We start from the raw sequence: 17581 nt of genomic DNA on the forward strand, positions 1-17581 counted from the left end.
CGATCAGCGTCCCGGCGATCTCCCCCCTCGACGTCCGGAGGCGTTCCCTCATGCCCGGATTCCAGGCGGTGCTGTTCGACTTCTTCGGCACCCTGACCCATGGTGTACGGCGCGGAGCCGCCCACCGCGCCACCGCCGACCTGCTCGGCTGCTCCACCGAGGCCCTGGTGGAGGTGCTGGACAGCAGCTTCCACGAACGGGCCAGCGGATCGTTCGGGGACGCCGAGTCCACCATGCGCTGGGTCTGCGACCGGCTCGGCGTGCGCCCGTCCGACGCGGAGGTCCGCGCCGCCGTCGCCACCCGGCACCGGGCCGTACGCGCCGACACCCGGCTCCGCGCGGAGGCGGTACCGGTGCTGGCCGCGCTGCGCCGCCGGGGCGTGCGCACCGGGCTGGTCAGCGACTGCACGCACGAACTGCCGGCGTTCCTGCCACAGCTCGCCGTGGCGCCGCTGCTCGACGCCCAGGTCTTCTCGGTACGCCTCGGCCGCTGCAAACCGGACCCGGCGCTCTACCTGGCCGCCTGTTACCGCCTCGGCCAGCTCCCGGCCGACTGCCTCTACGTCGGTGACGGCGACAGCCAGGAACTGACCGGCGCGGAGCGGGCCGGGCTGAGCGCGGCCCGGCTTGCTGCCCCGGACCTCGCCGACCACGTGGTCCTCAACGCCGACCACGGCTTCGACGGACCGTCGTTGACCTCGCTGACGGATGTGCTCGACCTGCTCGACCCGGTCCCCGTCGCCTGACCGGGCTTGTCGAACGCGGCCCCGCCCGCCGGACGCGGCGGGGTCGCATCGGGCGTCGGCCGCCTGACACCCCGGTGGTTCGCGGTCAGCGGCGGCGGACGCGGTGCAGGCGGAACGGCTTGCGGACGGCCCGTACCGCAGGGGCCGGGCGGGGCTGCTCGCTCAGCGAGCCGTCCGGCAGGTCGGCGCCGGACACGGCGGTGCCGGCCGGCGCGAGCCGGTTGAGCGCGCACCCCTGCGCCGCCCACCGCTCCACCAGCTCCGTCGCGGAGCCGGAGGCGTTGAGCCGCTTCGCCGCGACCAGCGGCGCGACGGTGTCCCACTCCTCGGTGCCGGGTCGCAGCCGGGTCACCCGCGCCGGCCAGGTGACGATCCGGCCGCCGTGGTCGCCGCGCAGCGTCACGTCGGCCGTGTCGCTGTCGGCGAGCCCTGGTGCGGCCTGCTCACCCGGACCGCTGACCACGAGCAGGGTGCCCTCCAGCGGCAGGCACCACAGCGCGTACGCCGGGCCGGCACCGGTGCTCACCCAGCAGACAGCGGCCTTCTTCACCGCCTCGTCCACCAGGGGCGGCGTCACCCGCTCGTCCACCTCGTCACTCACCCCGCCATCCTCCCCCATCCCGGCCCGTCCCTACCGCCCTCACCCGCCCACCCGCCCCGCCCTCGACCGGTTGATCAAGGAGTTTGTGTCCTCCAGGGGCCGGTTCGCCGACACAAACTCCTTGATCACCGAGGCAAGGCGTCCGGGCGGAGGGGCAGGGGGCAGAGGGCAGGGGGGTCAGCCGATGAACGGGGGGACGGTGATCTCGCCTCGGGCCACCGGCATCACCTGGCCGGAGACCGTCGCGCCCAGGGCCAGCCCGCCGGATGCGGTCACCGTGCAGGCCAGTGTGGAAGGGCGGTTGATCTCTATGCCCTGCCGGACGGTGTACTCCGCACGCCCCTCGCCGGGCAGCAGGCCGCTGGCGACCAGCCACACGCCCAGCCCCAGGGCGGCCGAGCCGGTCGCCGGATCCTCCGGTACGCCGAGCCCCGGCACGAAGACCCGGGCGTGCGCGGTTTGCGAATCGGCGTCCCAGGAGAAGATGCTGACGTGCTCCACTCCGTACCGCTGCGCCGCCGTCGTGTTCAACCGTGCCCGGGCCACCGCGTCCGGGCGTACCGGAAGGTAGGGGAACTCCAGACCGCACCCGGCGACCCGGGGTGGCGGTCCGACGTGGTCGGGGCCGGTCAGGCCGACCATCTCCAGCAGCGGCTCCGGGTCGAGTTCCGGGCCGAGCGTGGGCGTACCGCCGGTGAGCGTCGCGCCGGTCGCCGTCACCTCGATCGGCAGGACGCCGGCGCCGCACTCCTGGGTGACCCGGCCCGCACCGATGACGCCGCGCCGGCTCGCGGTCACCGCGGCGCCGACGCTCGGGTGCCCGGCGAACGGCAGCTCGTCGGCGGGGGTGAAGATGCGGGCCCGGTAGGTGGCGCCCACCTGCGTCGGGGGCAGCACGAAGACCGTCTCGGACAGGTTGAACTCCAGCGCGAGCGCCTGCATCTGCTCGGTGGCGAGCCCTTCCGCGCCGAACACCACGGCCAGCGGGTTGCCGGCGAAGGGGCGGTCGGTGAAGACGTCCACGATCTCGTAGCCCAAGGTCGACATGTTGTTAGAGGGTAGGCCCTTAGGCTGGTGGCCGTGAGCACGCCGAACCGGCTCTACCTCGCTCGACTCGCCGGAGTCGCCGTTTTCGACCCGAACGGCGACCAGGTCGGCCGTGTCCGGGACGCGGTGGCCCGGATGCGCGCGACCCAGCGACCGCCGGAGGTGGTCGGTCTGGTCGCCGAGATGCCGATGCGGCGCCGCATCTTCCTGTCCATCAACCGGATCACCTCCATCGATCCGGACGGAGTGGTGCTCGGCAGCGGCACGCTCAACCTGCGCCGCTTCGAAAAGCGCCCGAACGAGCTGCTGGTGCTGCAGGAACTGCTCGACCGCCGGGTCCAGCTCGACAGCGGGCAGGCCGGCTCGGTCGTGGACGTGGCGATGGAGTGCAGCCGCGGCGGCGAGTGGGCGCTGAGCCGGGTCGCCGTCCGCGAGCAGACCGGCCGGCTCACCCGCCGCGGCCATCTTCACCAGGTCGACTGGGACCGGGTCCGCGGCCTGGGCGTGGTCGGTGACAACCGGGGTACGGCGAACCTGCTCGCCGTCCTGGAGGACATGCGCCCGGCCGACCTGGCGAACGCCCTCCAGGACCTGCCGGACGCCCGGCGCAACGAGGTGGCCGCCGCGCTCGACGACGAACGCCTCGCCGACGTGCTGAGCGAGCTGCCCGAACGCGACCAGGTGGAGATCCTCGCCGCGCTGGACCGGCAACGCGCCGCCGACGTCCTGGAGGAGATGGAGCCGGACGACGCGGCCGACCTGCTCAACGAACTGCCCCCACCGGAGCAGGACGTCCTGCTGGACCTGATGGAACCGGACGAGGCCGACCCGGTACGCCAACTGCTGCGCTACGCCTCCGGCACCGCCGGCAGCGTGATGACCTCGGAGCCGGTGATCCTGCCGCCGGACGCCACGGTGGCCGAGGCGCTGGCCCGGATCCGGGAGCCGCAGCTGTCGCCCGCGGTGGCCGCCCAGGTCTTCGTGACCCGCGCCCCACTGACCACGCCCACCGGCCGCTACCTGGGTATGGTGCATTTCCAGCGGTTGCTCCGGGAACCTCCGGCCGATCTGCTCGGCGGCATCGTGGTCAACGACATCGACCCGTTGCGGACGTCGACGCCGCTGCCCGAGATCACCCGCCGGATGGCGACGTACGACATGGTCGGCATGCCGGTGGTGGACCGGAACAACCGCCTGGTCGGCGCGGTGACAGTGGACGACGTGCTCGACCACTCCCTGCCACGGGACTGGCGGGACCGGGACGCGGCATCCCCCTCGTCCGCCACCCACGACGGCATCCTGGACGGCGACGATGAGTGATCAGCGACGGGGCGAGCGGCTGGACCAGCCGCGCACCCCGCGGAACCTGCGCCTGCGCCGGATCGACGCGGAGACCTTCGGCCGCTGGGCCGAGGGCATCGCCCGGGGCATGGGTACGGCGAACTTCCTCGTCTACATGACGCTGATCCTGGTGGCCTGGTTCCTGTGGAACACGCTGGCGCCGGCGAATCTGCGCTTCGACCCGTACACCTTCACGTTCCTGACCTTGATCTTGTCGTTGCAGGCGTCGTACGCGGCGCCGCTGATCCTGCTCGCGCAGAACCGGCAGGCGGACCGGGACCGGATCGCGCTGGACGAGGACCGGCGGCGGGCCACGCTCCAGAAGGCCGACACGGAGTACCTGGCGCGGGAGATCGCGGCGCTGCGTATCGCGATGGGTGACGTGGCGACCCGGGACTTCCTGCGCTCCGAGCTGACCCGGCTGGGTGAGGAGCTGGACGAGGCGGCCGAGCGGCGGCGGAAGCTGGAGCGGCGGCAGCAGGAGCGCGAGGGCCGGCGGACGGGCGGCGGCGAGCCGCTGGACGAGCCCCGGGACGAGCTGGACGGCGACTACGTGCGGGACGGCCGGCGCGACGGCTGAGCGGCCATCGAATCGCTCACACCGCCCCCGCCAGCGGCGGTGGCCGATGACCCGCGACGTAGCATTGCGGGCATGTCAGCACCCGTCAGCACCGTCTCCGACGCGATCCAGGCCGCCCTGGCCACCGTCAACGACCCGGAGATCCGCCGGCCGATCACCGAACTCGGCATGGTCCAGTCCGCCGAGCGCGGCGAGGACGGCGTGGTCCGGGTGGAGCTGCTGCTCACCGTGGCCGGCTGCCCGCTGAAGGACAAGCTGCGCAGTGACATCACCGCCGCCGTCGGCGCGGTACCGGGCGTGAGCGGCGTCGAGATCATCTTCGGTGTGATGAGCCCGGAGCAGCGCCAGGAACTGCAGTCGAAGCTGCGCGGTGGCGGCGCCACCGCCGAGCCGGTGATCCCGTTCGCCCAGCCGGGCTCGCGGACCCGCGTCTACGCGGTCGCCAGCGGCAAGGGCGGTGTCGGCAAGTCCAGCGTCACCGTCAACCTGGCCGCCGCGCTGGCGTCCCGGGGCCTGTCGGTGGGTGTGGTGGACGCGGACATCTACGGCCACTCGGTGCCCCGGATGCTCGGCGCGGACGGCGCGCCGACCCGCGTCGAGGACATGATCATGCCGCCGCAGTCGCACGGCGTGAAGGTCATCTCGATCGGCATGTTCACGCCCGGCAACGCCGCCGTGGTCTGGCGCGGCCCGATGCTGCACCGGGCGCTTCAGCAGTTCCTCGCCGACGTCTACTGGGGTGACCTGGACGTCCTCCTGCTCGACCTGCCGCCGGGCACCGGCGACATCGCGATCTCGGTGGCCCAGTTGCTGCCGAACGCGGAGATCCTGGTCGTCACCACCCCGCAGGCGGCCGCCGCCGAGGTGGCCGAGCGGGCCGGTGCGATCTCGCTGCAGACCCACCAGCGGGTGGTCGGCGTGATCGAGAACATGTCCTGGCTGGAGATGCCGGACGGCTCCCGGATGGAGGTCTTCGGGTCCGGTGGCGGCGCGGCGGTGGCCGAGTCGCTGACCCGCACGATCGGCGCGCAGGTGCCGGTGCTGGGGCAGATCCCGCTGGACACCCGGGTCCGCGAGGGCGGCGACGCCGGTCAGCCGATCGTGCTGGCGCAGCCGGACGCCCCGGCCGCGAAGGCCCTGTTCCAGGTCGCCGACCGCCTCGCGGTGCGCCGCGAGTCCCTGCTCGGCAAGCCCCTGGGCCTCAAGCCGGCCGGCCGCTGACCCCCCGCGCTCCTCACCGCCCCTTCCCGCCGCACGCGGGAGGGGGCGGTCCCGTTTCCGGCGTCGATCATGAGGTTGGCGGTCGCCGGACCGGCGTGTCGCGCCGTCAACCTCATGATCGACGGCGAAAGCGGGGGCCTCAGGTGGCGTCGTCGTAGGACGGGCGGGGGGCCGGCGGCGCGGGGGTGGGGGTGGGGGCGCTGGTCGCGACGCTCGGGGTACGCAGGTCGGCGGCCTTCGCCACGTCCTTCAGCTCGTCGTGCACGCCTGTGACGTCCGAGCGCAGGTTGTCGTACATGCTCTGCAGCGGCTTGCGGATCGCCTGCTCGTCTTCCTCGCTGAGCAGGTGCTTGCGGATGAACGCCTTGGGGTGCAGATCCTCCAGCTGAATGTCCGTGCCCAGCTCGCGGCTCAGGTCGCCGGTGGCGTTGCGCGCCATGTTGCGCAGGTTGCGGACCATCCGGAGACCGTCGTTGATCACGTTGGGCAGCCGGTCCCCGAAGATCAACAGCGCCAGGAGCAGCAGGACGCCGATCTCCCACCAGTTCAGGTTCTCGAACACCGCGGCCTCCTCGTCCGTGTCAGGGCAAGACTACGCACGTCAGGTGACCATCGGGGAGGGGGTGACGGGTCCTCACTTCGCATCCGCGGCGAGCGTCACCGACGCGTTCTGCCGCGACGACCCGCGCCGGTACTCGACCGTCACCACCGAACCGGGCGCGTACTTGCGTACCAGGGCCACCAGATCGGTCGGGTCGGTCATCGGGTGGCCGTCCAGCCGGAGCACCACGTCCCCGGTACGCAGACCGGCCGCCGCCGCCGGGCCGGCCGGCTCGACCGCGTTGAGGCGTACCCCGCCGCCGGTGGCGCCGGTGCCGCCCACCTGGGCGCCGATGACCGTACGCCGGGCCTTGCCGGTGCCGATGATGTCCTCGGTGATCCGCTTCGCCTGGTTGATCGGGATGGCGAAGGCGAGGCCGATGTTGCCCGCCTCCTGCCCGTCGGCCACCAGCGACTTGATCGTCGAGTTGACACCGACCACCCGTCCGGCGCCGTCCACCAGCGGGCCGCCGGAGTTGCCGTGGTTGACCGCGGCGTCGGTCTGGATCGCCGCGTAGTAGCGCGTCGGCCCGCCCGGCTCGCCGGCCTGCATGGTCCGGTCCAGCGCGCTCACGATGCCGGCCGTGACGGTGTTGGCGAGCGACAACGGCGACCCGATGGCGAGCACCGGGTCACCGACGGCGAGCGCGTCGGAGTCGCCGAACTGCACCGGGGTCAACCCGCTGCGCGAGACCTTGATCACTGCGAGGTCCGACTCCGGGTCCTGGCCGACCACGGTGCCGGCGGCGGTGCTGCCGTCGTTGAACACGACGGTGGCCTTACCGGGGCCGTCGGCGACCACGTGGTCGTTGGTGATGATGTGGCCCTCGTTCGTCACCACGAAGCCGGAGCCCTCGCTGGTGCCGCCGAGACTGACCACCCGGATGGTGACCACGCTCGGCAGGACCCGCTCGGCCACCCCGGCCAGTGACTCGGGCTTGCGCTGGGCCAGCGCGGGGGCCTGGCCGCTCTGCGCACCGATCGTCGGCACGTCACCGCCGCGCAGGAAGGCGTACGTCAGGGCGCTGCCCAGGGAACCGGCCAGCAACGCGGTGACCAGGGAGATGAGCACGACCTGGCGCAGCCCGGGCCGGGCCGGCAGGTCCGGGTCGGTGACCGGCTCCGGCTCCCCCGCCCCCGGCGTCGGCGCCGCCGGAACCACCACGGCGGCGGGTGCGTACGGGTCCCGCCAGGGGTCGGCCAGCGCGTCGGACCACCACGGCGACGTCGCCTGATCCGGGGCGTTGCGCGGCGGTCGTCCGGACGCCGGCCCACCCGGTGCCGGCGATCCGCCGGGCCGCCGCCAGTCCCAGCCGTCGGTCACGTCGGTGCCTCCCACTCCGTCCCGCTGGCCCCGCGCCGGCGACCGGCGGAGCCGGACGACAGTGACGCGCGGGACACATCCAGGATTACACGGATGGCGCGAATGGAGTCAGGGGTTGCCGTCCGTGATCGTCCGACGGCGGACTCGCGGCTGCGCCGGTACCGCCCCGCCTCTACGCTCACAGTGCATACCGCCCCTCGCACCAGTCCGCCCCTCGGAGGTGTCCCATCGCCACGGTCGCCGGTCACGGCAGTTCGACGGCCCAGGCGCTCCACTTCGCCGAGTCTTTCGTCACCGAGGATCTCGTGCTGCGCACGGCCCGCGCCCTCGCCCACGAGGTGGGGGTGGAGGCGGTCACGCCCGGGTCGGGTGCCGCGCTGCGGCTGCTCGCCGCCGCCGGGAACGCCCGGGCGGTGGTGGAGATCGGCACCGGCACCGGGGTGAGCGGCGTGTGGCTGCTGCGCGGCATGCGGCCCGACGGCGTGCTCACCACGATCGACGTCGAGGTCGAATACCAGCGCATCGCCCGGCGGCTGTTCCAGGAGGCGGGCTTCCCGTCGGGGCGTACCCGGATCATCACCGGCCGCGCCCTCGACGTGCTGCCCCGGCTCGCGGATGGTGCCTACGACCTGGTCTTCGTGGACGCGGTGTCGACCGGCTTCGCCGCGTACGTGGACGCGGCGCTGCGGCTGCTGCGCCCCGGCGGGGTGCTCGCGCTCAACGGCGCGCTGGCGGCCGGCCGGATCGGCGATCCGGCCGCCCGGGACGTCGAGACGGTCACCGTGCGGGAGACGATCAAGGCGATCCGCGAGTCGGAGCACTGGGTGCCCGCGCTGCTGCCGGTCGGCCACGGCCTGCTCGCCGCCGTGAAGGCCTGACAGCAGGCCCGGCGCACCGGAACGTCAGCCCAGCGTCGCCAGCCAGCGCAGCAGCCCGCGCACACCCCAGCCGGTGGCGCCCTTGACCAGCTCGCCGTGCGTGTCGTCGGACCACGACGGCGCGGACATGTCCAGGTGTACCCACCGGTCCCGCAGGTCGCCGGTGAACTCCCGCAGGTACAGCGCGGCGACCACCGAACCGGCGCCCTGGGCCGGCGAGCTGTGCAGGTCGGCGACGTCGCTGGCCAGGTATTCCACGTAGTCGTCGGCGAGCGGCATCCGCCAGGCCCGCTCGCCGGCCGCGGTGATCGCGTCGAGCAGGCCCGCCGCGAGCGCGTCGTTCTCGCTGTAGAGCGCGGCGTGCCGCTTGCCCAGGGCGACGGCGTTCGCGCCGGTGAGCGTCGCCAGGTCGACAAGCAGGTCGGGCTTCAGCTCGCGGACCGCGTACGCCAGCGCGTCGGCGAGCACCAGCCGGCCCTCGGCGTCGGAGTTGGTGCTCTCGCTCGTGAGCCCCCCGTAGTGCCGGATCACGTCGCCGGGGCGGAACGCCGAGCCGCTGACCATGTTCTCGGCGAGCGGGGCGAGCGTGGTCACCCGTACCGGCAGGCGCAGCTCGGCGGCGCCGAGCGTCGCGGCGATCACGGCGGCGGCGCCGGCCATGTCCTTGCGCATGAGCTTCATGGCGGGCACCGGCTTGATCGAGATGCCGCCGGTGTCGAACGTGATGCCCTTGCCGACGAGCACCACGTGGGTACGCGCGCCCTCCGGCCGCCAGTCCAGCTCCACCAGGCGCGGGCCGCTGGCGGAGCCGCCGCCGACGGCCAGGATGCCGCCGAAGCCCTCGGCCGCCAGTTCCTCCGGGCCGCGTACCCGCAGGTGCAGGTCGGGCCGCCCGGACGCGGCCTCGGCCACCTGGGCGGCGAACCACTCCGGGTTCTTGGTCGACGAGGGCATGTTCGTCAGGTCCCGGGCGAGCCGGGTCGTCTCGGCGGTGGCCCGGGCGGCGGCGAGCGTGCCGGCGAGTGCGTCCGGGTCGTCGACGAGCACCTCGACCTCGGCCAGGGCGGGTCGCCCGCCGGCCTCGGTGAGGCGGAAGCGGTACGAGCCGAGCAGCAGCCCTTCGGCCAGGCCGCGAAGGGCGGTGGTCGCCTCCGCCGGAAGCGCGATGGTGATCTGCGTCTCATCCTTCGCCGCGCGGGCCAGCGCGGCGCCGGCGGTACGCCAGTCGCGCTCGTCGCCGTCGCCGACGCCCAGCAGCCACAGCCGCGACGGAGATCCGCCGGGACGCAGGTGCTGGCGCACCTCGCCGGCCGAACCGGTGAGCCGGGCGGCGGGCAGTACGGCGGCGGCCTCGTCCCGGACGTCGTCACCGGGCGGCACGGCGGTCGGGACCAGCTGGGCCGAGGAGGCCGGGGCGGCCGGCGAGTCCGGCGAGTCCGGCCCTCCGGGACGGACGGGCAGGACGAGAGCGTCGGGCCCGGCGGGCCCACTCACCAGACGAATGACCAGCACGCTGGACCGTACCTCCGAAATGGGTGGAACGGGCACGTTCTGCCACGCGCCCGTCGAGGAAAGACCCTGAGCCACCGGGGATCCCGGTGGCTCAGGGTAGGACGAACCGCCCGCGCGGCGGACGCCACGCGGGACACTCCTCGAATCAGCCCGCGGCCGCCTTCAGCGCGTCACCGAGCGCGGTGGCCTCGTCGGGAGTCATCTCGACGACGAGCCGGCCACCACCCTCCAGCGGGACTCGCATGACGATGCCCCGGCCCTCCTTGGTGACTTCCAGCGGACCGTCGCCCGTCCGCGGCTTCATCGCCGCCATGTTGTCTCCCCTCAGACCTACACCAGGGTCGGTGAGTTGCCCCACAGCCACTTCGCCATCGCCTTCCGCAACCCTCGCGGAAGGCTCGACCAACGATTTTCCCTGATGAACACCGCCGGACCCAAACCGAAGCAGCATTGATGTAACAGCATCTAGCTTATCTTGGATAGGCCTGTCACAATGTGCGGTCATGCAGGCACGGTCGGCACTCTTCGACCTGTACGGCGACCACCTCCGGGCCCGGGGCGGCCGCGCACCGGTCGCCGCCCTGGTCAAGCTGCTCGCCCCGCTGGGGATCGCCCCACCGGCGGTACGCACCGCGGTGTCCCGGATGGTCCGCCAGGGCTGGCTGGAACCGCTCCGGCTCGCGTCCGGACCGGGATATTCGATCACCCCGAAGGCGGCTCGTCGACTCGACGAGGCGGCGTCCCGGATCTACCGGACCGGACGGCACAGCTGGGACGGGCGGTTCGATCTCCTGGTGCTCACCGCGCCCTCCTCCCGCCGGGACCGGCAGCGGCTCGCCGCCAACCTCGCCTTCCTCGGCTACGGCACGCTCGACGACTGCACCTGGGTGGCCACCCGCCCGGGTGAGGACGTCGACCTGCTGCTCGACGAGGCGGGCGTACGCTACGAGCGCTTCACCGCCGCGCACGCGGCCGGCACACCGGGTGCGATGGGCGTGGTCCGCCGCGCCTGGGACCTGGCCGAGATCGGCCGGGCCTACGAGCGCTTCGTCGCCGAGCAGAAGCCGCTGCTCTCCGGCGTCACGGTGCGCAGCAGCGACGAGGACGCGTACGCAGCCCGGTTCCGGCTCGTGCACGCGTGGCGTACGTTCCTGTTCCGGGACCCGCAACTGCCCCCGGCACTGCTGCCCGAGCGCTGGCCGGGCACCAGCGCGGCCAGTTTCTTCGACCGGCACGCGGCCCGGCTCCGGCCGGCCGCCGACCGGTACGTCGAGCAGTGCCTCGACGCCGGCAACCGCCTCGCCCGACAGAAGGGTCGTTAGAACGTGACCGAGCCGCTCCTCGTCGACCGCACCGACGCCGTCGTCACCCTGACGCTGAACCGCCCGACGGCGATGAACTCGCTCGACGTGGCGCTCAAGGAGGCGCTCCGGGACACCCTGGCCGAGCTGGAGACCGACAGGTCCTGCCGGGCGGTCGTGCTCGCGGGTGCCGGCGGCTCGTTCAGCGCCGGGCAGGATCTCCGCGAGCACGTGCGGACGCTGGAGACCTCGGACGCCGACCCGCTGGGCACGGTGCGGGCGCACTACAACCCGATCGCCGCCCGGCTGGCCAACCTGCCCAAGCCGGTGGTCGCCGCGGTGCGCGGGATGGCCGCCGGGGCCGGCGCCTCGCTGGCGTTCCTCGCCGACTTCCGCATCGGCGGCCCGAAAACCCGGTTCCTGATGGCGTTCGCCGGGGTGGGGCTCGCCGCCGACACCGGCGCCTCCTGGACGCTGCCCCGGCTGGTCGGCCACGCCAAGGCCGTCGAGCTGCTGATGCTCGCCGAACCGGTCGGCGCCGAGGACGCCTGCCGGCTGGGCCTGCTGACCAAGCTGGTGGACGACGACGAGCAGGTGCTCCCCAGCGCGCAGGAACTGGCCGCCCGGCTCGCCGCCGGCCCCACGATCGCGTACGGGGCGATCAAGCGCCAGCTCTCCATCGCCGACGCGGGCACGCTCGCCGACGCGCTGGCCGCCGAGGCGCAGGCACAGGCGATCTGCGGTGCCACCGCCGACCACCGGGCCGCCACGAAGGCGTTCGTCGACAAGCAGAAGCCGGTCTTCGAGGGGCGCTGAGCGCCCCTGCGGGCACGGTGGGGTCAGTCGTCCTCTTCCGGATCCTGGTTGGCCTCGACGCCGAGCACGAACGCCTGCATGGCCAGCTCGTCGCCGTAGGGCGAGACGAACGCCGGCAGCTCCCGCGGGCCCAGCTCCTGCACGTAGGACCAGAAGATCCGCACCGCCTCGGCGCGCGACGCGGCCTCGATCGGCAGGTCCAGGCTGACCAGCCAGGTGCTGCGGGCGGGCGGCGGACCGAGCCGGTCGGCCAGCGACCGCCAGCGGGCCGGGTCGATCGCCACGACCGGGCCGTCCGGCGCCGGGCCGTCGACGGGCACCGGCTCGTCGAGCACCCGCCGGGTGTACGTGACCACGAGCGGCCCGGCCGCCGCGTCGGACTGCGGGTCGTCCGGGTCCTCCGCGGTCTCGGACGACGCGGGTGCGACCCGGCCGAGCGCGACCAGGCGCAACGGCTCGTCGACGAGCACCGCGACCCGGTCACCGGGCCGGGGGCGGGCCGCCTCGGACAGACCGGTCAGCTCCAGCAGGTCGTGGTGCACCAGCCGCTCGGCCTCGAAGCGCTCGGTGGGCAGCAGCACCGCCCAGGCTCCGGTCGTGGTCGCACCGTCTGTCGTCCCGCTCGTACGCGGCTCGGTGTCGGTCATGCCCCAATCCCATCACGTCGGCGGTGGCGCGCTCCGTCACACCCCGGCCCGGTCACCGCTCACGTGGCAGTCGGCCAGGTGGTCGTCGACCATGCCGGTGGCCTGCATCAGCGCGTAGGCGGTCGTGGGGCCGACGAACCGGAAGCCCCGCTTCTTGAGCGCCTTGGCCATCGCGACTGACTCCGGGCTGGTGGCCGGCACCTCGGCGAAGGACCGGGGACGCGCCGCCCGGGGCGGGGGCGCGAACGACCAGAGCAGCGCGGACAGGCCCTCGGGCAGCTCCGACGCGGCCCGGGCGTTGGCGATCGCCGCCTCGATCTTGGCGCGGTTGCGGACGATCCCGGCGTCGGCCATCAGCCGGGTCACGTCGGCCTCGCCGTAACGGGCCACCGACTCGATCCGGAACCCGGCGAAGGCGTCCCGGAACGCCTGCCGTTTGCGCAGGATGGTCAGCCAGGACAGGCCGGACTGGAACGCCTCCAGCGTCAGCCGCTCGTAGAGCGCGTCGTCGCCGCGCAGCGGCCGGCCCCACTCCTCGTCGTGGTAGACGGCGTAGTCGGGGGTGCTCGCTCCCCACGCGCAGCGCGGCAGCCCGTCGGCGCCGGTCACCAGGTCAGTCACGGCGTCCACGATAGGCCGGGCCACCGACAGTCCCGCCGCGCCGACGACCGCCCGTCAGGGCAGGCGGCCCTGCTCGACCAGCCGGGCGAACTTCTTGAGCGCCTGGGTCAGGCTGAACTTCGAGCCGGGCCAGAGCACCGGCCAGGCCACCCGGCCGGCCCGCCCGCCCGGCAGGTGGAACCACTCGTGCCAGACCACCTGCGTGCGGTCGCGGTCCATCGGGGTGCAGCGCAGCACGCCGGGCCCGCGCAGCAGCTTGCCGCAGTGCACCACCCCGACCTCGTACGGCGCGTCGACCCGCACCACACGCATCTCGTCGCGGAGCACTGCCGGACCGAGCGCGGTGACCGCCTCGACCAGGCTGCCCTCGCCACCGTCGCCCTCGACCACCCGGACCCGGGTCAGCGGGATCCAGTCCGACTGCCGCTCCCACGCGGTGAGCGCGGCGAAGACCCGGTCGGCCGGGGCCTCGACGATCACCGTGGCGGTGACCTCGGCGGCGCCCCGGCGGGACGCCTCGGTGAAGTCGTCGGCCGACGGGCCGGCGCCGGTCACGCCGACTCCGAGCGGACCACCGAACCGCGCTCCCGGTCGGCGTCGTCATCGGCCGGCCCGGCCGCGATCCCGTTCGCCGGGGAGACGGTGTCCTCGGTCGCCGCGGCGGCGGGGGCCTCGGCCACGCCCGCCTCGGCCGGGGCGCGTCCCGGCCGGCCGTCGGCGTCGGCCCGGCCCGGCTGCCCGTCGGCGTCGGCGCGGGCCGGCTGCCCGTCGGCCCCGGCACGGGCCGGCGACTCCGGCTCGGACAGGTCGATCACGACCGGCTCGGTGGACGGGTCGGGTGCCGACTCGGTCTCGGGGCGGGTCGCGGCGGCCTCCTCGCGGGCCCGGCGCAGCGCTTCGGCGTCCTCGGTACGCCCCTCCCGCAGCGCCGCGTTCTCCGCCTCCAGGACGCCGATCAGCTCGGTCTTGTAGCCGATGTCGTACGCCGCCCGGCGCAGCGCCGCGTCGACCTGGTTCATCCGGTAGCCGCGCAGCGCCGTGTCGAAGCGGATGTCGGACACGTCCGACTCGTCGAGTGGACGGCTGCCGGGCAGGGGCACGGCCCGCCCGTCCGGCTCGGCCGGCGTGAGACCCGGATCCTTGCCGGAGACCAGCACCGTCACCCCGAACACCACAGCCGCGACGGTCAGCGCGACGACCAAGAGGAGCAGAACCTCACCCATGCACAGATCGTGGCATGCGGGGCGGGATCGGGCGAGCCCTCCGAGACGTCCGGTCGCCAAATGCGTCCGGCGCACGGGACCGGCACGGGCGGCGCGGCCGGGACCGGATAGCGTCGGACCGGCCGGTGCGGTCCGGCGACGAGGAGGCGGGCATGACCGGGGCGTTACGGCTGGGCGGACGGACGTTCGGCCCCGGTGAGCTGGTGGTGATGGCGATCGTCAACCGCACGCCGGACTCGTTCTTCGACCGGGGTGCCACCTTCGCCCAGGACAGCGCGCTGCGGGCGGTGGAGCGCGCGGTGGACGAGGGCGCCGAGATCATCGACATCGGCGGGGTGAAGGCCGGGCCGGGCGACGAGGTGGACGTGGCCGAGGAGATCCGCCGGACGGTGGACACCATCGCGGCGGTCCGGTCCGCCTTCCCCGACGTGGTCGTCTCCATCGACACCTGGCGTGCCGAGGTGGCCGTGGAAGCGGTGGCGGCCGGCGCGGACCTGCTCAACGACACCTGGTCGGGGGCGGACCCGGCGCTGGCCCGGGTCGCCGCGGCGACCGGCGCCGGGCTGGTCTGCTCGCACGCCGGCGGGCTGGCCCCGCGTACCCGGCCGCACCGGGCCGCCTTCGACGACGTGGTGGCCGACGTGGTCGGCACCGTCACCGGGCTGGCCGAACGCGCGGTCGGGCTGGGTGTGCGCCGGGACGGCATCCTGATCGACCCGGCGCACGACTTCGGCAAGAACACCTGGCACTCGCTGGAGATCACCCGGCGGCTGGCGGAGCTGACCGACACCGGCTGGCCGCTGCTGGTGGCGCTGTCGAACAAGGACTTCATCGGCGAGACGCTCGACCTGCCGGTGCCCGAGCGACTGGAGGGGACGCTCGCCGCCACCGCGGTCTCGGCCTGGCTCGGCGCCCGGGTGTTCCGCGCCCACCAGGTCCGCGAGACGCGCCGGGTGCTGGACATGGTGGCGTCCATCCGGGGCGACCGGCCGCCGGCGGTGACCCGGCGCGGGCTGGCCTAGCCGGGCGCGGTGCGTCAGGTCCAGCGCAGGACGCCGCGCCGCCACGCGTAGAGGATGCCGAGCGCGACGATCGCCACGAAGACGCCCATCTCCACCACGGTGGTGGCGCCGAAGCCGGGCCGGTCGAAGACCAGCGCCCAGGGGAACAGGAAGACCGCCTCGACCGCGAAGAGCACGTAGAGGTACGCGTAGACGTAGTAGCGGATCTGCATCTGCGCCCAGTCGCCGCCGACCGGGTCGAGACCGCACTCGTAGCTGGCCCGCTTGCCCCACGGCTCGGCCGGCCGGCTCGGACGTAACACCCGGTTCGCCGAGAACGCCGTCACGAAGAAGAGCACGGCCGCGAGGAGCAGCAGACCGAGCGTGGCGTACGAGCCGAGATATCCGGTCACGACCGGAGCGTACCGGTCCCCTCCAGATGTCCCGGACACGTTACGAATTCGTTTCCTCGCAGGACTAGTGCTTGATGGCAAGTATCACCGAATAATGGGATCCCGTTGATCGTCCCGGAGGACAGATGGCCCGCCCCCGCGTTGCACCCGATCGGTGGGTCGCGCTCCGCCGTACCCTCGCGCTGCTGACGCCCGCGCTCGTCGCGGCGCTGGTGGCGGTGGGACCGGCCGGAGCCGTCGCCCACCCGGGGCCGGCCGCCGCGCTCCGGATCGTCGAGCCGGTGGAGCCGGGCGGCGACCCCGGCGGCGAGCCGACCGAGCCCGCGCCCACCGGCGAGCCGACGACCACGGCGACGGCCCCGCCGCCCACCGAGCCGCCGCCTCCGGCGACCGAACCGCCGGCGCCGATCACCACCGCACCGCCCCCGCCGCCGCCGACGAGCGCGCCCGCCGAACCGGCACCGACCACGGCCGCCCCGGCCACCACGGCACCCGCGCCCCCGCCGGTCGTGCCGCCGGTCAAGACCCCGCCGCCCCCGCCGGCGCAGCCGGCCGGCGGGCCCCTGGGGGTACGCGTGACCACCGAAGACGTGGTCCTCCCGCCGGCCTACTGGAACGCCGACGCCACGGTGGCCACGTTGCGGGTGACGGTGACGAACACCGGCGGGCGGGCGGAGCGGATCAGCCTGGGCTACACGCTCCCACCGGGGCTGACCGACGCGGGCACCCCGGGCTGCGAGCCGGCAGGTGGCGCCGACCACCGCTGCGTCGGGTGGGACGCCGAGCCGGGCGCCCGGTTCAGCGCGACCATCCGGGTCCGGGTCGACGGCGACGCCTGGCGGACCATGCCGCTGGCTGGATCGGTCCAGGTCACCGCCGTCGCACCCGGGGTGACGGGCGCGGCGTACGACGACGAGGGCTTCGCGGTGCTGTTCCCGCCCGGGCCGCCGGTACCCGGCATCTCGCTGCGCGCCGACGAGGTGCTCTTCGACATCAGCGGCGCGCCCAGCACGCTGACCGTCCGGCTCGGCAACACCGGCAAGGTCGACGCCGCGGGCCGGATCGAGGTGCTCCTCCCCGAAGGGGTGAGCGTGGCCGGCGCCGAGAGCGGTTGCGCCCCGGTCTCGGCCGACCGGACCCGCTGCGAGCTGGGCTCCCTGGCGGCCGGCCGGACCGCGACCGTACGGCTGACGCTCGCCGCCTCGGCGGAGGCCCAGCGGCGGGCGCCCCTGTCCGGCGCGGTGATCGGCCGGCTGGACCCGCGCAGCGGGCGGGACCGGCAGGTGCAGATGAGCTTCCGGATCAGCGCCGCGGCGGCGGACGCCTCCCCGCCGGTCGGCGCGCCCGCCCCGACCGGCTCCCAGGGTGTGCTCGTCGCCGCCGGCGAACGGGACGGCGGTGACACCTCGACCCGGTGGGCCGCCGTCGCGTTGATCGCGGTGTCCGGTCTCCTGGTCGTGCTCGCGCTGACGCTGGCGACCCGTTCGCTGCGCCGCCGCAGCGACATCACCGTGCCGGAGCGTCCGGTCACCGACCGGTGATCATGAATATATGGTGATCTGGGTTACGGGCCCAGGTACTAAACGCTGCAAAGTAGGGCATACAGCGGCCCGATCCAGTCCCATACGTCGGACCTCGACCAAGGTGGCCCTAACGTGGCGACGTAGGCTCTGACGTGAGAATCGGAGCGGGCCGGGCCGGCAGGGCGA

At 74.0% G+C, this 17581-nt stretch carries 20 protein-coding genes; 9 read left to right on the forward strand and 11 right to left on the reverse strand.

Annotation, left to right across the window (positions count from 1 at the left end):
- The first annotated feature begins 50 nt into the window (after positions 1-50).
- Positions 51-746: an HAD family hydrolase gene (locus O7607_RS09350; protein ID WP_269702451.1), complete on the forward strand. Its 696-nt coding sequence runs from the start codon at positions 51-53 to the stop codon at positions 744-746.
- Positions 747-831: 85 nt separating this feature from the next.
- On the opposite strand, the gene O7607_RS09355 is transcribed toward O7607_RS09350, so the two are convergent.
- Both O7607_RS09355 and O7607_RS09360 read right to left on the reverse strand, forming a co-directional pair.
- The gene (locus tag O7607_RS09355) at positions 832-1365 is read right to left on the reverse strand and encodes a hypothetical protein (RefSeq protein WP_269702452.1); all 534 of its coding nucleotides are present in this window, start codon (positions 1363-1365) and stop codon (positions 832-834) included.
- A gap of 159 nt (positions 1366-1524) precedes the next feature.
- Positions 1525-2394, reverse strand: a complete 870-nt coding sequence (locus O7607_RS09360) for a PhzF family phenazine biosynthesis protein (RefSeq protein ID WP_269702453.1) — start codon at positions 2392-2394, stop codon at positions 1525-1527.
- A gap of 33 nt (positions 2395-2427) precedes the next feature.
- Here O7607_RS09360 and O7607_RS09365 point away from each other — a divergent pair, with 33 nt between their 5' ends.
- The 3 genes from O7607_RS09365 to O7607_RS09375 all read left to right on the forward strand — a co-directional run bounded on the left by O7607_RS09365 (position 2428) and on the right by O7607_RS09375 (position 5536).
- Positions 2428-3714, forward strand: a complete 1287-nt coding sequence (locus tag O7607_RS09365; RefSeq protein ID WP_269702454.1) for a magnesium transporter MgtE N-terminal domain-containing protein — start codon at positions 2428-2430, stop codon at positions 3712-3714.
- A complete protein-coding gene (locus tag O7607_RS09370; protein ID WP_269702455.1) occupies positions 3707-4315 on the forward strand; it encodes a DUF1003 domain-containing protein in 609 nt (202 codons plus the stop codon). Before O7607_RS09365 ends, O7607_RS09370 begins: the two co-directional genes overlap by 8 nt.
- 72 nt (positions 4316-4387) lie before the next feature.
- Positions 4388-5536, forward strand: coding sequence for an Mrp/NBP35 family ATP-binding protein (locus O7607_RS09375; protein WP_071096918.1), 1149 nt, complete (start codon positions 4388-4390; stop codon positions 5534-5536).
- Between the two features lie 139 nt (positions 5537-5675).
- Here the strand turns inward: O7607_RS09375 and O7607_RS09380 are convergent, their stop codons facing one another.
- Both O7607_RS09380 and O7607_RS09385 read right to left on the reverse strand, forming a co-directional pair.
- Positions 5676-6098, reverse strand: a complete 423-nt coding sequence (locus tag O7607_RS09380) for a preprotein translocase subunit TatB (RefSeq protein WP_269702456.1) — start codon at positions 6096-6098, stop codon at positions 5676-5678.
- 72 nt (positions 6099-6170) lie between these two features.
- Positions 6171-7475 (reverse strand): S1C family serine protease, encoded by a 1305-nt coding sequence (locus tag O7607_RS09385; RefSeq protein WP_269702458.1) that lies wholly within the window; start codon positions 7473-7475, stop codon positions 6171-6173.
- 212 nt (positions 7476-7687) lie between these two features.
- Between O7607_RS09385 and O7607_RS09390 the strand changes: the two genes are divergently transcribed.
- The gene (locus tag O7607_RS09390) at positions 7688-8338 is read left to right on the forward strand and encodes an O-methyltransferase (RefSeq protein WP_081636063.1); all 651 of its coding nucleotides are present in this window, start codon (positions 7688-7690) and stop codon (positions 8336-8338) included.
- A 24-nt stretch (positions 8339-8362) separates the two neighbouring features.
- Here the strand turns inward: O7607_RS09390 and O7607_RS09395 are convergent, their stop codons facing one another.
- Together O7607_RS09395 and O7607_RS09400 are read right to left on the reverse strand one after the other, a co-directional pair.
- A complete protein-coding gene (locus tag O7607_RS09395) occupies positions 8363-9850 on the reverse strand; it encodes a leucyl aminopeptidase family protein (RefSeq protein ID WP_269702460.1) in 1488 nt (495 codons plus the stop codon).
- Positions 9851-9995: 145 nt separating this feature from the next.
- Positions 9996-10163: a DUF3117 domain-containing protein gene (locus O7607_RS09400; protein WP_013283866.1), complete on the reverse strand. Its 168-nt coding sequence runs from the start codon at positions 10161-10163 to the stop codon at positions 9996-9998.
- 190 nt (positions 10164-10353) lie between these two features.
- Between O7607_RS09400 and O7607_RS09405 the strand changes: the two genes are divergently transcribed.
- Together O7607_RS09405 and O7607_RS09410 are read left to right on the forward strand one after the other, a co-directional pair.
- Complete coding sequence (locus O7607_RS09405; protein ID WP_018788949.1) at positions 10354-11172, forward strand: PaaX family transcriptional regulator; 819 nt, start codon at positions 10354-10356, stop codon at positions 11170-11172.
- 3 nt (positions 11173-11175) lie between these two features.
- Positions 11176-11967 (forward strand): enoyl-CoA hydratase/isomerase family protein, encoded by a 792-nt coding sequence (locus O7607_RS09410; RefSeq protein ID WP_269702462.1) that lies wholly within the window; start codon positions 11176-11178, stop codon positions 11965-11967.
- Between the two features lie 23 nt (positions 11968-11990).
- Here O7607_RS09410 and O7607_RS09415 read toward each other — a convergent pair whose 3' ends face one another.
- Genes O7607_RS09415 through O7607_RS09430 form a run of 4 tightly spaced genes read right to left on the reverse strand, consistent with a single transcriptional unit; the run spans position 11991 to position 14458 of the window.
- A complete protein-coding gene (locus O7607_RS09415) occupies positions 11991-12614 on the reverse strand; it encodes a hypothetical protein (protein WP_269702464.1) in 624 nt (207 codons plus the stop codon).
- Positions 12615-12650: 36 nt separating this feature from the next.
- The gene (locus O7607_RS09420) at positions 12651-13235 is read right to left on the reverse strand and encodes a DNA-3-methyladenine glycosylase I (protein ID WP_041784439.1); all 585 of its coding nucleotides are present in this window, start codon (positions 13233-13235) and stop codon (positions 12651-12653) included.
- 54 nt (positions 13236-13289) lie between these two features.
- Positions 13290-13790, reverse strand: coding sequence for an SRPBCC family protein (locus O7607_RS09425; RefSeq protein WP_269702467.1), 501 nt, complete (start codon positions 13788-13790; stop codon positions 13290-13292).
- Positions 13787-14458 (reverse strand): DivIVA domain-containing protein, encoded by a 672-nt coding sequence (locus O7607_RS09430; RefSeq protein ID WP_269702469.1) that lies wholly within the window; start codon positions 14456-14458, stop codon positions 13787-13789. The genes O7607_RS09425 and O7607_RS09430 overlap by 4 nt, the downstream gene beginning before the upstream one ends.
- A 152-nt stretch (positions 14459-14610) precedes the next feature.
- Between O7607_RS09430 and folP the strand changes: the two genes are divergently transcribed.
- Positions 14611-15480 carry a dihydropteroate synthase gene (folP, locus tag O7607_RS09435; RefSeq protein ID WP_269702471.1) on the forward strand — a complete coding sequence of 290 codons (870 nt, stop codon included), beginning with the start codon at positions 14611-14613 and terminating at the stop codon, positions 15478-15480.
- A 14-nt stretch (positions 15481-15494) separates the two neighbouring features.
- Here folP and O7607_RS09440 read toward each other — a convergent pair whose 3' ends face one another.
- Entirely contained in the window at positions 15495-15872 is a 378-nt protein-coding gene (locus tag O7607_RS09440) for an NADH-quinone oxidoreductase subunit A (RefSeq protein ID WP_030273665.1), read from the reverse strand.
- 125 nt (positions 15873-15997) lie between these two features.
- On the opposite strand from O7607_RS09440, the gene O7607_RS09445 reads away from it, so the two are divergent.
- Positions 15998-17413, forward strand: a complete 1416-nt coding sequence (locus O7607_RS09445) for a hypothetical protein (RefSeq protein ID WP_269702473.1) — start codon at positions 15998-16000, stop codon at positions 17411-17413.
- Positions 17414-17581: the final 168 nt, after the last annotated feature.

This window comes from Micromonospora sp. WMMA1949 (assembly GCF_027460145.1).
In the GTDB taxonomy this organism is placed as follows: domain Bacteria; phylum Actinomycetota; class Actinomycetes; order Mycobacteriales; family Micromonosporaceae; genus Micromonospora.